At 59.9% G+C, this 15,619-nt stretch carries 10 protein-coding genes; 5 read left to right on the forward strand and 5 right to left on the reverse strand.

The genetic code is table 11. The features are described from left to right. The first annotated feature begins 5 nt into the window (after positions 1–5). The 3 genes from SBL51_RS18250 (at position 6) to SBL51_RS18260 (ending at position 3,434) form a co-directional block, all read left to right on the forward strand. Positions 6–833, forward strand: a complete 828-nt coding sequence (locus tag SBL51_RS18250) for a DUF1223 domain-containing protein (RefSeq protein WP_317932546.1) — start codon at positions 6–8, stop codon at positions 831–833. A 179-nt stretch (positions 834–1,012) separates the two neighbouring features. Beyond that, positions 1,013–2,851, forward strand: a complete 1,839-nt coding sequence (locus tag SBL51_RS18255; protein ID WP_317932547.1) for an SLC13 family permease — start codon at positions 1,013–1,015, stop codon at positions 2,849–2,851. A 76-nt stretch (positions 2,852–2,927) separates the two neighbouring features. Then, complete coding sequence (locus SBL51_RS18260) at positions 2,928–3,434, forward strand: GNAT family N-acetyltransferase (protein ID WP_317932548.1); 507 nt, start codon at positions 2,928–2,930, stop codon at positions 3,432–3,434. 114 nt (positions 3,435–3,548) lie between these two features. Here SBL51_RS18260 and SBL51_RS18265 read toward each other — a convergent pair whose 3' ends face one another. The 5 genes from SBL51_RS18265 to SBL51_RS18285 all read right to left on the reverse strand — a co-directional run bounded on the left by SBL51_RS18265 (position 3,549) and on the right by SBL51_RS18285 (position 11,050). Continuing rightward, positions 3,549–5,015, reverse strand: coding sequence for an undecaprenyl-phosphate glucose phosphotransferase (locus SBL51_RS18265; protein WP_317932549.1), 1,467 nt, complete (start codon positions 5,013–5,015; stop codon positions 3,549–3,551). A 428-nt stretch (positions 5,016–5,443) separates the two neighbouring features. Continuing rightward, positions 5,444–6,898: a pyruvate kinase gene (gene pyk, locus SBL51_RS18270; protein WP_317932550.1), complete on the reverse strand. Its 1,455-nt coding sequence runs from the start codon at positions 6,896–6,898 to the stop codon at positions 5,444–5,446. A gap of 295 nt (positions 6,899–7,193) precedes the next feature. Then, positions 7,194–9,095 carry an oligoendopeptidase F gene (gene pepF / locus SBL51_RS18275; protein ID WP_317932551.1) on the reverse strand — a complete coding sequence of 634 codons (1,902 nt, stop codon included), beginning with the start codon at positions 9,093–9,095 and terminating at the stop codon, positions 7,194–7,196. A 195-nt stretch (positions 9,096–9,290) separates the two neighbouring features. Continuing rightward, on the reverse strand, positions 9,291–10,016 hold the full coding sequence (locus SBL51_RS18280; RefSeq protein WP_317932552.1) for a glutathione S-transferase family protein: 726 nt from the start codon (positions 10,014–10,016) through the stop codon (positions 9,291–9,293). A gap of 173 nt (positions 10,017–10,189) precedes the next feature. Next, complete coding sequence (locus SBL51_RS18285) at positions 10,190–11,050, reverse strand: LysR family transcriptional regulator (protein WP_317932553.1); 861 nt, start codon at positions 11,048–11,050, stop codon at positions 10,190–10,192. A gap of 126 nt (positions 11,051–11,176) precedes the next feature. Between SBL51_RS18285 and gcvT the strand changes: the two genes are divergently transcribed. Together gcvT and gcvP are read left to right on the forward strand one after the other, a co-directional pair. Further along, on the forward strand, positions 11,177–12,298 hold the full coding sequence (gene gcvT / locus SBL51_RS18290) for a glycine cleavage system aminomethyltransferase GcvT (protein ID WP_317932554.1): 1,122 nt from the start codon (positions 11,177–11,179) through the stop codon (positions 12,296–12,298). 101 nt (positions 12,299–12,399) lie between these two features. Next, a complete protein-coding gene (gcvP, locus tag SBL51_RS18295) occupies positions 12,400–15,264 on the forward strand; it encodes an aminomethyl-transferring glycine dehydrogenase (RefSeq protein ID WP_411860496.1) in 2,865 nt (954 codons plus the stop codon). The last annotated feature ends 355 nt before the right edge of the window (positions 15,265–15,619 follow it).

Below are 15,619 nucleotides of genomic sequence, written 5' to 3' on the forward strand. Positions count from 1 at the left end.
ACACCATGACGATTACCAAACTCTCTAGCACCCGGCAGCCGCCATTGGTCGCAAACAGGCGCAAACCCCGGCGGCCGGTTAGGCAACTGCTGGCCTTGGCCGCCGCCCTGCTGCTGGCGCACAGCAGCAGTGGTGTCGAGTTTCAAAGCCGGGTGCAGGCCAGCCAGGTGATCGAGCTCTACACCTCAGAGGGGTGCTCCAGCTGCCCACCCGCCGACCGCTGGCTGTCGCAGTTTAAAGAGAGCCCCGAGCTCTTTACCAGCCTGGTGCCGCTCGCCTTTCATGTCGACTACTGGGACTACATCGGCTGGCGTGACCCCTATGCCCAGGCGCAGTACTCGGCCCGGCAGCGGCGCTACGCCCAGCAAGGCCGGCTGCACTCGGTCTACACTCCAGGCTTTGTGGTTAACGGCCAGGAGTGGCGCCAGTGGTTTCAAAGCCACGGCCAGCTACCGACAGCGCCGAGCGAACTGCCGGGCATTCTAAAGGGTGTTTTAAACGACAATTTGCTACAGGTCAGTTTTGTGCGGGCGGGCGACTACACCCTGCACCTGGCCTACCTGGGGCTGGGACTGAGCAGCCAGGTCACCGCCGGCGAAAACCGCAGCCGCCACCTGGCCCACGATTTTGTGGTACTCAAACAGTGGCAAGCCGACTCGTCATCCGCCAGCCCCTCCTCCAACACCCTCGCCAACAGCCCAGCGACCTGGCAGCTGAGCCTGCCGGCCATCCCCGACTTCGGCCAACAACAGACGGCCCTGGTCATCTGGCTCTCTAAAGGCCAGGCGCTAACCCCAATCCAAGCCACCGGTACGCTGCTCGCCGGCCGTTAACGGCTTCACTTTCGTCTATCCTCAGCCCTCCTATTTGGCGAAGGGCCACCCCATGCGCTATGATTTTTCGCGCCGCACCCCTCGCTTATCGGCCAGCGCTACCTGCTCAGCACTGTTTTGGCCCGCCGCGCATTAGCCATTAACCACCTGCCAGTCGCACCAGCCATAGGAAAGATTCCATGTTCAGCGATACCACTCTCGTCTTTGTGCTCATCGCTGCCGCCGGTGTGTTGATGGCCAGTGGCCGTATTCGCTTTGATGCGGTGGCGCTGCTGGCGGTGCTGGCCTTAATGCTGACCGGCGTGTTGAGTGTGGATGAGGCGCTCTCGGGTTTTGGCAGCCCAGTGGTGGCGCTGGTGGCCGGCCTGTTGGTGATTGGCGAAATGCTCTCGCGCACCGGCGTCGCCCGGGCGGTGGGGGACTGGATTCTAAGCCGCGGTGGCAACCACGAGGCACGCCTGTTAGCGCTGGTGATGGCCGGCGCCGCACTGCTTGGTTCGGTAATGAGTTCAACCGTGGTGGTGGCGCTGTTTATTCCCATCGTGCTGCGCATCGCCGCCGCCACCGGTCTCAACGCCTCGCGTATGTTGATCCCGCTCTCCTACGCCTCGTTAATTTCCGGCATGCTCACCCTCATCGCCACCACCCCCAATATTATTGTGCACCAACAGCTGAAGAGCGCCGGCTTCGACGGCTTTGGTTTTTTCAGCTTTTCGCCGGTGGGGCTGGCGGTGTTTAGCGTGGCTCTCATCTACATACTGCTGGCCGGCCGCTTTATGCTCGGCCCCCGCCAGGCTCGCGGCAGCGATCAACCCTATACCAGAAGCCTGCAGGATTTGTGGCAACTGCACAGCCCCCATGCCGGCTACCGCAAGGTGAAAGTGTTACCCGGCTCGCCCCTGGTCGGCAAAACCATCGCCGAGGCGCAGCTCGAGACCCGCTACCACCTGCGCATTGTCGGCGTGGTGCAGACCATGCGCTCCCACGACGACACCATCGTCATCCCGCAAACCAATTACGAACTCGTGGCCAGGAATATTTTGTACCTGGTGGGACCGGAGTCATCCATTGATCAGCTGATTGAAGAGCAGAAGCTGGCGGCGGTCGCCCCCGGCAAGATCGACCAACAGCGCTGGATGCGGGAGAACTCCGGCGCCGCGGTGCTGATTCACCCGGAGTCCCAGCTGTTGGGCAAGTCCCTGCGCGAAATTGGTTTTCGCAGCGACTACGGTGTGCATGTGTTGGGTATGCGCCGTAACTTTCACGCCGTGGAGGACTTCGAAAACGTCCCCCTGCACGCCGCCGACAGCCTGTTTGTGGTGGGGCCACGGGCCAAGCTGAAAACTTTAGCCAACAAAAGCTACGACTTTGTCATCACCGAATACCCAAGCGAACATCACGAGCCGGTCAGCTCCAGGAAACATATGCGCATCTCGCTACTGATTCTGCTCGCCTTTGTCCTGCTGACGCTGTTTGAAGTGGTGCCGCTGGTGGCGGCGGTGATTATCGCATCGTTGGCGGCGATTTTTACCCGCTGCTTAACCATGGAGGAGGCCTACCGCTCCATTCACTGGAGCAGCCTGGTACTCATTGCCGGCATGCTGCCCATGGCGCGAGCGCTGGAGAAGACCGGTGGCACCCAGTTAATTACCGATCTGCTGGTGGCGGCCAGCAGCCACTCCGGCCCCTATCTGTTGATGACGCTGCTCTTTTTCATTACCGCCAGCATCGGCCTGGTACTCTCCAACACCGCCGCCGCGGTGCTGATGGCCCCCATCGCCGTCTACGCCGCCACCGGTATTGGCGCTTCGCCCTATCCCTTTGCTGTGGCGGTGTTGATCGCCGCCTCCTCCTCCTTCTCCACGCCGGTGGCCACCCCGGTGGTCACCCTGGTGGTCGACCCGGGCCGCTACAAATTTATCGATTTTGTCAAAGTCGGTGTGCCACTATTGCTGCTAACCTACCTCACCACACTGGTCACCGCGCCCTGGGTTTTTCCCTTTTTCCCCGAGGCTTAAATAAGCGATCCAATTAAACGGGCTAACCTAGCGGACGAACCCGGCCAACAGCCACAACACTTTCAGGGAGGAAGCCATGATCCGCAACGTAACCGACAGCGACCACGCCGCCATCACCGCCCTCTACAACCACTACATTGCCCAGACCGTGGCTACCTTCGAGGAGCAGGCCATCAGCCACGCGCAGATGGCCGAGCGGGTCGCCAGCGTGGCGACGCAGGGGCTACCCTGGCTGGTGGCGGAGGCGGCCGGCGAGATTATCGGTTACGCCTACGCCAGCCTCTGGCAGAGCCGCAGCGCCTACCGCTTTAGCGTGGCGGCCACCATCTACCTCCACCCCCAGCACACCGGCCAGGGTTGGGGCCGCCAACTCTACCAGCCGCTGTTTGCGCGGCTGCGCCAGGAGGGGCACTGCCACGCGGTGGTGGCCGGCATCACCCTGCCCAACAGCGCCAGCCAGAAACTGCACGAAACCATGGGCATGACCAAGGTCGCCCATTTCAGTGAGGTGGGATTTAAATTCGGCCAGTGGTGGGATGTGGGCTACTGGCAGCTCACCTTTGCCGAGGCCGCCGGCAACTAGTTAAAAGCACGAGCAATCGGCCAAAAATCAACAGCCAACAAAAAAAGCGGGCTAACGTGCCCGCTTCTTTGTGTTTTTTCTATACCCTTTTTTTGGGGGGCTGACTCGGCCGGCCTAGTAGGCTTTTTTAGAGATCAGCTTGAAGGGGGTTAACAGCAGAATTTTCAAATCCAGCAGCGGCGACCAGCGGTTGATGTACTCCACATCGCAGCGCACCCGTGCCTCCATCTCGGCAATGTCGGCGGTCTCGCCACGGAAGCCGCGAATCTGCGCCAGGCCTGTCATCCCGGGTTTGACGCGGCTACGCGCCATGTACTGCTTAATCTTATCGCTGTAGTAGTTGTTGTGAGAGACCGCGTGCGGCCGTGGCCCCACCAACGACATATTGCCCAACAGTACGTTGATCAGCTGCGGCAGCTCATCCAGGCTCGACTTGCGCAGGAAGGCGCCAATGGGCGTGATGCGCGGGTCATCTTTGGTAGCCTGCTGCACCAGGTTCTCGGGCTGGTGCTGGTACATGCTGCGGAATTTATAGACTTTAAACGTGCTGCCATCCCAACCGTCGCGCTCCTGTTTGAAGAACGCGGGGCCTGGGGAGGAGCGTTTCACCAAAATCGCCAGGGTCACCATTACCGGGCTCAACAGCACCAGCAGCATAGCGGCGGCCACGCGGTCCATCAGACTTTTCACAAAGTTGCGGGCGCCACTGTAGTGGGGGCTTTCGTTGAGGGTGATCAGCGGCAGGCCGGCCATCTCGCGTACGCAGTGGTTGAGCAGTTCAAATTCGTAGATATCCGGCACCCAGACAATATCCAGCTGCTTGTCTTTCAGGGCGTTGTACTGCTCCACCAGGTGTGGTGTCTCTTTCAGGCTGAGCGCGATATAGACCCGGCGCACCTGCTTGCGATCGATCAGGCTGCTGAGGTCATCGAAGTTGTAGATGGAGCGCACACCGTCGGGCAGGTCGTAGCTGCGCGCGCTGTTGGCGAAGTCGCACACGGCTACCAGTCGTTCATCCAGCCAGATATTACCGGCCATGCGTGAGGCCAGCTGATAGACGATATCGCCGGAGCCAACAATCACCGAGCTGCAGCGCTCGCTGGAGACTTTGCGGGTATAGCGTTTGACGCGCACGCAGAGCACATTCACCAGGCCCTGCAGGCAGTAGCTGCTGATCGCCCAGAAGACCAGCACCTCGCGGGAGACAGATTCAGAAGTTTTGGTAACAAAGCCCACGGCGGCCAGCAACAGCAGCACCGTACCCCAGGCCTTAGCCAGCCGTTTCAGCCCCTCCACACCGGAGACACTGCGGCGGCCAATACCAAAGCTTGGGTAGATCAACATCATCATCAAGCTGGCAATCACCAGCAGGTAGCGATATTGGGTGGAGAATTGGGTGTCGGCCAACTGCAGGTGAACGATCAGTGGCAGCACGCCGGCCACCAGATAGAGGCCGTACTCAATCCACTGGTAGATGCTGGAGTGAGTTTGCAGCAGTCGTTTGTGTGAGATTCTGGCGTCGCTACCTGGGTAACGCAGCGAGTCCATTATTTGGCTAGGTATTTCCCTGGCAATTGTCATTGACCACTTCCTTATTGTTCCTTTTCATCTTCCAACACGACTATCCCGAGTTCTACAGCTGAAACTACAACCGCTTGTGATGCTTGTTTGGACCACAAGAAAAACGTGATGAAGATCACACTATTGAAGAAGGTACGTAGGGTAAGGCGAGATTTGACGACAAACAAGGGAGCAGTAAAGCTGTTTTCCTATATCGACAATCCGTTTTTATTTCGATTACTTTTAACGATGCTGCATCTGCACAAAAGTTCTCGAAATTGCGCCTACCCTCTCTTTTATCCCTTTGAATATTATTAGATTTTTCCACTGGCACAGAAAACGACCAAAGTGGATTAAAGAACCATGCTGCTCAGACTAATGTTGCATAAGGCGCCAATCTGATGATTCTTTAACCACATTACACCCCGTTTAGTGCGGCGCCACCAGCCTTAATCCCGCTCAGGTAACCACTGCAGAATTTTCATGTGGTTGGTCTGGCCACCACTGCCGCTGATATCACCACAGGTGATCACCACACTCTGCCCCGGATCCAAAGCATCCTGCTGCTCGGCCACGGTTTGCAGCGCCACCGCATAGATGTCGTCGCCGTGGGCAGTGACGTCGAAATGGATCGACTTAACACCCCGGTAGAGGGCCATCTTGCGGCAGGTGACGCGGTGTCGGGAGAGGGCGTAAATCGGCAACCCCGAACTCAGCCGTGACATGATCAACGCCGTGCGGCCGGATTCTGTCAAACAAATGATGGCGCCGACATTGTGCAGGTGATTGGCGGCATATATCGCCGACAGGGCGACCGTCTCGTCGATGCCCGAAAAGATCTGATCCATGCGGTGACCGGAGATGCGCACATCCGGATGCTGCTCCGCCCCCACGCAGGTGGCCGCCATCGCCTTCACTACCTGCACCGGAAATTTACCGGCGGCGGTCTCGGCCGAGAGCATCACCGCGTCGGTGCCGTCGAGCACGGCGTTGGCGACGTCAAACACCTCGGCCCGGGTGGGCACCGGCTGGTTGATCATCGACTCCATCATCTGGGTGGCGGTGATCACCGGCTTGTTGGCCTTGCGCGCAAAATGGATGATCTTTTTCTGGGTGCCGATCAACTGCGGGTCGCCAATCTCCACCCCCAAATCACCGCGCGCCACCATCACGCCGTCGCTGGCGTCGATCAATGCCCGCAACACCTCATCGGTGGCCACCGCCTCGGCCCGTTCGATCTTGGCGATAATGCCGGTGGCCACGCCGGCGGCATTGAGGGCATCGCGCACCGGCTGCAGGTCGGCGGCGCAGCTGGGGAAGGAGACCGCCAAATAGTCGAGCTCCAGCTCAATGGCGAGCTGCAGATCCTGATAATCCTTTTCGGTAATGGTCGGCGCCGAGAGGCCACCGCCCAGCCGGTTTAAGCCCTTGCGCGGTTTTAAAATGCCACCCTCAATCACCCGGCAGCGCACGTCGGTGGCGTCCACCGTCAACACCTCCAGGCGCAGCAGGCCATCGTCGAGCAGCAGGGTATCGCCGGCCGTCACAAACTGTGGCAGCGCCTTGTAGCCAACACCAATGCAGGTGGTCGACTTGGGTTTGTTGTCGTCGATGGTGAGCGTAATTTCGCTGTCGTTGACCAGCTCAATGGTGTCGGCCACCAGATCGCCAATCCGAATTTTCGGCCCCTGCAGGTCACCCAAAATGGCAGCGTTGCGATGTTTCTCCTCCGCCACCTGGCGAATAATTTTCGCCTGCTGGCGATGGCCCTCGGCCGAACCGTGGGAAAAGTTCATGCGAAAGACATTAACGCCGGCATCGAGCAGCTTGGCGATCATCTCGGCGCTGGCCGAAGCGGGGCCGACGGTGGCAACAATTTTGGTACGTCGCAAATAACTGGCCATTATTTTTCCTTATGGGCAGGGGAGGGGTGGTTAGATTGGGATGGTCAAACTGGGCTACTGAACAAACGGGCGCACTAAGTGTGGCACACAATTGCACCACAGCACTAATCACAAAAATAGCAGCAACACCGATCGCAGCAACATTCAAAACGATAGTTACAAAAATAGTGACAACAACAGTCAAAATTAAACGGCGTATAAAAAAACCCGGCGGTGCTGCACCGCCGGGTTTTAAGTTAACGCGCAAAAATAATTTGGCTTAAGCCTGTTTCTCGCGCTCCGCCCATCAGCGCACTCAGAGCAGCGCCTCGATACGATCCATAATATCGTTCATGCGGCGTGCGGTGGCCTGGTAGGGCTCCGGTTGCGTCATATCCAAACCGGCCTTTTTCAAAATGTTGTAGGCGTGGTCGGAGCCACCGGCCTTCAACACCTCAACAAAGGCATCGCGCACCTGAGTATCACCGGCCAGCAGCTGCTCGGCAAACCAGGAGGCACCGGCCATAGAGGTGGCGTACTGGAAGACATAAAAATCGTAGTAGAAGTGCGGAATGTAAGCCCACTCATTGGTGTAGACGTCGTCGATGGTAAGCACACCCTGCGCCTCGCCGTGGTATTTGCGCAGCAGCTCGCCATACATCTGCGACAGCTTGGCACCGGTCAACGGCTCACCGGCCTCCACCGCCTCGTGAATACTTAATTCAAACTCGGCGAACATGGTTTGTCGGAAATAGGTGCCGCGCACCGACTCCAGCGCCTGGCCCAGGTAGAAGAGTTTCTCCTCTTTGGTTTCCGCCCGCTCGATCAGATACTCCTCCAACAAAATTTCGTTGATGATGGAGGCGATTTCGGCGGTGAAGGTGGAGTAGTCGGCCTTGGCAAAAGGCTGCGCCTCATTGGCGAGCATAGAGTGCACCGCGTGGCCAAACTCGTGGGCGAAGGTGGAGAGCGAATCGTAATCGTTGTTGTGGTTCAACAGCACATAGGGGTGCACATCGTAGACGGAGCCATTCATATAGGCGCCGGAGCGTTTACCCGGCTGTGGGTAAACATGGGCCCAGTTGCCATTCACCGCTGTTTGCAGGTCGGCGTAGTACTCCTCACCCAACGGCTTTAACACCTCCAGAGTGATTTTTTTGGTGGCGGCCAGATCAAATTTTTCATCCAGCTGTACCAGCGGCGGGTAGATGTCGTAGTAGCGCAGATCATCAATGCCCAATATTTTGCCGCGCAGTTTAAAGTAGCGGTGCAGGGTGGGCAGGCTGCTGTTGACCTCGGCAACCAAGGTTCGATAGACCGCCTCCGGCAGGTGCTCCTGTTCCAGCTGCTGCTGCAACACCGAGTCATACTTGCGCGCCTTGGCCATAAACACATTGGCCTGCACCTCGGTATTTAAAATCATGCCGATGCTGTCTTTGTAGTCGTCCCACACTTTCCAGAAGGTATCGAACACCAGCTTGCGGTCGGCGCGATTGGGGTAGCTGCGCGCACGGGCGTAACCGGCCTGGTTGAGCAAAATCTTCTCGCCGGTGGAGAGGGTCACCTCCGGCCAGGGCACATCGGCATTCACCAGCAGTTCGTAAATATCGTTCGGCGCCGACAGCACCGCCCCGGCCGAGGCCAGCAGCCCCTCACCGGCTTCATCCAACAGGTGGGCGGAGTCTTCGATGATGGTGGTCAGGTAAAAATCGTAGGGCGCCAGGCGCGGCTCCTTGGCGATAAATTTATTAATCTTTTTGCCGCCGACGGTGATCACCTCCGGCTCCACCCAGGCGGTGGCCTCGCTGTAGTCGGTGATCACCGCGCGCACCTTGGCCATGCGCTCCTGGCTGGCACTGTCGCGCTGGTCGGTGTCGAGAATCAGGTTGGCGTAGCTGTAGATGCGCGCCAGGGTTTTGTTGGCCTCGTTGATGGTCTCCATGGCCGTGGCCAGGGACTTGGCATTTTTACCCAGGCTCCCTTTTAACTCTGGCAGGGTGGCGATGCTCGCCTTCAATTCGGCCAGGGCGTTATCCCAGGCGGCATCGTCGGCGTAGATATCGGTTAAATCCCAGGCCACCACCGGCGTTTGGGCTTCGGTTTCGGCAATGGCTTCGGCCTGCCAGGCAACGCTGCTGACACTCGCCAGCAGTGTCCAGGCCCAGGGTAGAATTCGCTGTTTCAATGTCGGTTTTTTCTGTTCTTCTCTGCGCAACATGGTCAGTCCTATCGCTAATGAATTTTTCCCTGGCCGCAATGGTTAGCCTGTGTCGGCCAGGTTAATTTGTTTTGCCACTGTCGCGGCCAACAGGCCATTGGCAAATGAATTATTTCAGTTTAGTAAAACGAAGTTGCAGCCCACTTCCGCATAATTCCCTGGGCCGCTGTGCTTATTGATTGAGCCCTGGCGCTTTTATCCGGCGGCTTCATCCGCCTCGGTAAAATACTGCGCCTTAATCCGGTCGCAGTAGTCGAGCAGGTTCAGGTGTTGCAGCGCCTGCTCCACAAATGGCCCCTGAAACTCCGACTGCGCCACCGCCGAGAGAGAGCCATAGGCGATGGCGTCGAAGCTGCTCGGCTCGCGGCCAAAGAAGTAGGGCTTGTCGGCCAACAGCGTCGATAAACTCTGCAAGGTGGCCGCCGCCATCGACAGCAGCTCCGCCTGGCTGAAGCGCCCCAGCCCCTGGGCGTGCAGACTTTTGCGCACCGAGCGGCGGGCGATGTTGGCCATCGGCGAACGCACCAGGCGCGGCATCTGGCCAAAAAAGCGGATTTTCATCTCCGGCCAGTTATCGTCGGCCAGCCAGCGGCTGTAGACCACAATCCAGTAGTAGAACTCATCCAACGCTTTGCTGTAGAGAAAGGCACTGGCGCGCTGCTCGGCACTCAGGCCATCATCCAAAGTGACGCTGTATTTACGCTCCAGGTATTTCAAAATTAACGACGAGTCGGCAATCACCTCGTCGCCATCTTCAATAAAGGGGAGTTTGCCGCGCGGGGAGTGGCGCAGATTGGCCAGGCCGGCACCGTTGTACTCAAACGGCAGCTTGGCCATCTTCAGGTAGGTAATCACTTTCACAACAAACGGACTAGGGTCCGGCAGCCCGAAGTTAGGGCCAAATCCATACACCTTGATCATGGTTTTATCCTTAGATGGTGTGCGACCAGCCCCATCTTACAAAACGCAAAGCGCTTTGACTCCTGCCAGTTGCAAAAGGTTGGACCGATTACACAGCGGCGATTAACCGGCTGGCGTTAGCGAGAGAGGATTAGCAAGAGGAGGGTTACCGGGTGACGGTTAACGAGCGACTGTTAACGAGTGAGCGTTAACGACGCCGACACGAAATCGGCCAGCAGCTGGGTGGCCTCGGTGTGGCGCCCGCGCGGGCGGGTCAGGCTCACCCCCACCCGGCCCAGCTCCGGCAGGGCGCCGCCGGCTTTCAGGATTTTCAGGTTCTCCGGCACCGTGCTCTTCGCCAGTGGCGTTACCCCCAGCCCCTCGTCGATGGCGGCGGTAATGCCAGACCAGTCCGGGTTGGTGTAGACCACCCGCCAGGGTTGGCCGCTGGCCTGCAGCGAACGCAGCGCCCGGCCCCGGTAAACACAGCCATCCGGCGCCACTATTAAAGGTAGCTGCGGCAGCTGCTCCAGGTTCTCGCGGCCATTGCCCACCCACACCAGCTCCTCCTCCTTCACCAGATTGGCGCCGGCGCTGGCCGGGTCGTCGTGCAGGGCCAGAATCAGATCAAACTGGCCACGCTTCTGGTCAGCCAACAGCTCCTTGCTGAGCGCGCTGGTCACCTCCAGGGTAATGTTGGGGTAGGCGCGCACAAAGCGGCCGACGATCTTGGGCAGCAGGGTGGTGGCGAACTCGCTGGGAATACCAAAGTGGATTTTGCCGATAATGGCGGTGGTCTCAAACTGAGCCAGGGCCTGGTCGTTGAGCGCCAATATCTGCTTGGCGTACTGATAGAGCAGCTGCCCCTGGCTGTTGAGCTCTATCGGCAGGCCGTTGCGCGCCAGCAGCTTCTGGCCCACCAGGTCCTGCAACCGCTTCAACTGCAGGCTGATGGCCGGCTGCGAGCGGCCCAGCTGCTGGGCGGCGGCGGTAAAGCCACCACTGTCGACCACGGTGACAAAGGTGCGCAGCAGGTCGGTGGGCAGATTGCGCATGGGGCGGCCCTCAAATAGGCGGTTAGCTATTTATATTTTAAATAGGCGGATTATAACTATTAATTCAACTTATTGGCCCAGGGCGAGTAAAATTTGGCCCTTATTTTTCCTGCCCGAGGCCCGGTTATGTCTGACGACGCTGCTCTGCTCACCACGCCGCTGCACGCTCTGCACCTCTCACTCAACGCCAAAATGGTCCCCTTTGCCGGCTACGATATGCCCGTGCAATACCCACTGGGCGTCAAAGGTGAACACTTACACACCCGCGAGCACGCGGGCCTGTTCGATGTCTCCCACATGGGCCAGGTGCTGGTGCAAGGTGCCAACGCCACCGCCGAGCTCGAAAGCCTTATCCCCGTCGACCTGCAGAGCCTGGCCATCGGCCAGCAGAGCTATGGCGTCTTCACCAACGCCCAGGGCGGCATCCTCGACGACCTGATCATCGCCCGCTGGGCCGACGACCTCTTCTTTGTGGTGGTTAACGCCGCCTGCAAACACCAGGATATCGCCCACCTGCAGGCCAACTTGGCCACCAGCAGCGTCACCTACCTGGCCGAGCGCGCCCTGCTCGCCCTGCAGGGGCCAGAGGCGGCCGCCGTGATGGCCCGCTTCAGCAGCGACGCCTCTGCCATGACCTTTATGCAGAGCCAGCGCCTCACCATCGATGGCATCGACTGCTTCATCTCCCGCTCCGGCTACACCGGTGAAGATGGCTTCGAGATCTCCATCCCCGCCGAGCAGGCCACCGCCTTTGCCGAAAAGTTGCTGGCCGAGCCCGAGGTGGAAGCCATCGGCCTGGGCGCGCGCGACTCCCTGCGCTTGGAGGCCGGCCTCTGCCTCTACGGCCAGGATATGGACACCACCACCAACCTGGCCGAAGCCAACCTGCTCTGGTCCATCTCCGCCAGCCGCCGCGCCAAGGGCAGCCGCCCGGGTGGCTTTATGGGTGCCGAGGCCCTGTTCGCCGCGCAACAGGCCGGCGTCAGCAAAAAGCGGGTAGGGCTCGAGATACTGGCCAAAACCCCGGTGCGCGGCCACCCGGAGCTGGTCGATGCCAGTGGCCAGGTGATTGGCGTTATCACCAGTGGCGGCTTCAGCCCCAGCCTCAATAAACCCATCGCCATGGGCTATGTCGATAGCGCCCACGCCGCCGTCGGCAGCGAGGTCTACGTCCTGGTGCGCGGCAAGCAGATCCCCCTGGCCGTCGCCAAAACCCCGTTTGTGCCGCAACGTTATTTCCGGGGCTAGTGCGTCGGCGCGGCTCGTGCGGCCGCGCCTATTTATAGAATCAACCCGGCCGGCCGCCCGCGCGGCCAGCGCCCAACCACCGAACACACTTTTTAGCAGGAATGCCCATGAGCTTGTTGTCCGATAACACCCGTCGCCACGACTTCGCCTTCCGCCACATCGGCCCCAACCCGCAGGAACAGCAGAAGATGCTGGAGGCCCTCGGCTACGGCAGCATGGCCGCCTTTATCGAGCAGGTGGTACCGGCCGCCATTCGCCAGGCCAACGCCACGCCGCTGGCGGCACCGGCCAGTGAAACCCAGGCCCTGGCCGAGCTGAAGGCCATCGCCGGCCAGAACCAGGTGAACCGCTCCTTTATTGGCCAGGGCTACTACGGCACCCACACCCCCAAGGTGATTCTGCGCAACCTGCTCGAGAACCCCGCCTGGTACACCGCCTACACCCCCTACCAGCCCGAGATCTCCCAGGGCCGGCTGGAGGCGCTGCTCAACTTCCAAACCCTGATCACCGAGCTCACCGGCATGGATATCGCCAGCGCCTCGCTGCTTGATGAAGCCACCGCCGCCGCCGAGGCGATGACCCTCTGCCGGCGCATGAGCAAAAACAAGGGCAACACCTTTTTCGTCGATGCCAACTGCCTGCCGCAGACCATCGCCGTGGTGCAGACCCGCGCCGAGCCACTGGAGATCAGCGTTAAAATCGGCGACCCAAGCAGCGATTTAACCGACGACTGCTTCGGCGTGCTGCTGCAATACCCCGGTGTCGACGGCGACGTGCGCGACTACAGCGCGGTGATCACTCAGGCCCACGAACAGAAATCGTTAGTCGCCATGGCGGCCGATATTCTCAGCCTGGTGCTGTTGAAATCCCCCGGCGAACTGGGCGCCGATATCGCCATCGGCTCCAGCCAGCGCTTTGGCGTGCCCATGGGCTTTGGCGGCCCCCACGCCGGCTTTATGGCCACCCGCGAAGCCTACAAACGCTCCATGCCCGGCCGCTTGGTAGGCGTCTCGAAAGATGCCGACGGCAACACCGCCCTGCGCCTGGCCCTGCAAACCCGCGAGCAGCACATCCGCCGCGAGAAGGCCACCAGTAACATCTGTACCGCCCAGGTACTGCTCGCCATCATCGCCAGCATGTACGCCGTCTACCACGGCCCCGAGGGGCTGGCCGCTATCGCCAAACAGGTGCACGCCAGTGCCGCCGCCCTCGCCAACGGCCTGAAGGCGCTCGGCTTCAGCCTGGTCAACCAGCAGTTCTTCGATACCCTCACCATCGCCACCGGCGCCGACACCAGCGCCATCCACGCCCGCGCCACCGCCGCCGGCATCAACCTGCGCGTGATCAGTGGCGAGCAGCTGGGTATCTCCGTCGATGAGACCACCGAAGCCGCCGACCTGGCAGCGCTGCTGGAACTCTTCAAACCGGGCCACGGCCTGGATGTCACCGAGCTGCTCAACAGCGCCGACTGGGCGGTGGCCGAAGGGCTGCGCCGCCAGGGCCCGGCGGTGCAGCACCCGGTCTTTAACCGCTACCACTCCGAAACCGAAATGCTGCGCTACCTACGCAGCCTCTCCGATAAAGACATCGCCCTCGACCGCGCCATGATCCCGCTCGGCTCCTGCACCATGAAGCTCAACGCCACCAGCGAGATGATCCCTATCACCTGGCCGGAGTTCGCCAACCTGCACCCGCACGCGCCGCTTGAGCAGAGCCAGGGCTACCAGCAGATGATCACCGAGCTGGAGGCCCAGCTATGCGCCATCACCGGTTACGACGCCATTTCGCTGCAGCCCAACGCCGGCTCTCAGGGTGAGTACGCCGGCCTCTTGGCCATTCGCGCCTACCACCGTGCCAACGGCCAGAGCCACCGCAACGTCTGTTTGATTCCCAGCTCCGCCCACGGCACCAACCCCGCCTCGGCGCAGATGTGCGGCATGAAGGTGGTAGTGGTCGCCTGCGACAACCAGGGCAATATCAACGTTGCCGACCTGCGCTTAAAAGCGGAGCAGCACAGCCAGAACCTGGCGGCGATTATGATCACCTACCCCTCCACCCACGGCGTGTTTGAGGAGTCGGTGACCGAGGTGTGCAACATCGTTCATGAGCATGGCGGCCAGGTCTATATCGACGGCGCCAACCTCAACGCCATGGTCGGCCTCTGCCAGCCCGGCAAATTTGGTGGCGACGTCTCCCACCTCAACCTGCACAAAACCTTCTGTATTCCCCACGGCGGTGGCGGCCCCGGCGTCGGCCCGGTGGCGGTGAAAGCGCACCTGGCCAAATTCCTGCCCAACCACGCCAGCCACCAAACCGAGAGCAACGGCGTCGGCCCCGTCTCCGCCGCCCAGTTCGGCAGCGCCAGCATTCTGCCCATTACCTGGATGTACATCCGCATGATGGGCGCCGAGGGGCTGAAACAGGCCACCGAGTCGGCCATCCTCAACGCCAACTACATCGCCCACAAACTGAAGAGCGCCTACCCCGTGCTCTACACCGGCAACGCCGGCCTGGTGGCCCACGAATGTATTCTGGATATGCGCCCCTTAAAGGACGTTACCGGCGTAACGGTGGACGACATCGCCAAACGTCTGATCGACTTCGGCTTCCACGCCCCCACCATGTCCTTCCCGGTGGCCGGCACCCTGATGATCGAACCCACCGAAAGTGAATCGCTCCAGGAGCTGGACCGCTTTATCGAAGCCCTGCTCACCATCCGCAAAGAGATCGACGATATCCAACAGGGCAGCATCGACTACGAAGCGAGCCCACTGCACTTTGCACCACACACGGCCAAGTGTTTGTTGGCCGCCGAGTGGGAGCGCGCTTACAGCCGCGAGCAGGGCGCTTATCCGGTGGCTTCATTGAAAGACAGTAAGTATTGGACGCCGGTGGCGCGGGTGGACAATGTGTATGGGGATAAGAATTTGATCTGTTCTTGTTTGCCGCTGTCGGAGTATGAATAGATAGGCTGAATATGAGTAACAGCTTGCGCTGTTGAGCTTCTATTAAATAGAAAATTATTTTGAGCGGGCCTTTGGGCCCGTTTTTGTTTTCGGCGGGCGCCGAGGGGTTGCGGGAGCCTTCCCGCGCAAGGGTTAAGGGTGTTGCTTGTCCAACACCCTTAACAATCCCAAAGACACCCAACTCCGCGTCCCTGACGGGTCCACTGTGTTGCTCAAATTCTTCGGGCCGGTGCTAACTAAATGAGTACGAAAGTGTAAGTACCAAGAATCCATCCATGGAGCTGAGTTCCTGCCACGACTTCCAGGTCGTGTCGTAAATGGCTGCAAAAGCGGTGCTTTTGCTAGCTTCGCTACC

It is taken from the genome of Halioxenophilus sp. WMMB6, assembly GCF_033283405.1.
Classification (GTDB): domain Bacteria; phylum Pseudomonadota; class Gammaproteobacteria; order Pseudomonadales; family Cellvibrionaceae; genus Halioxenophilus.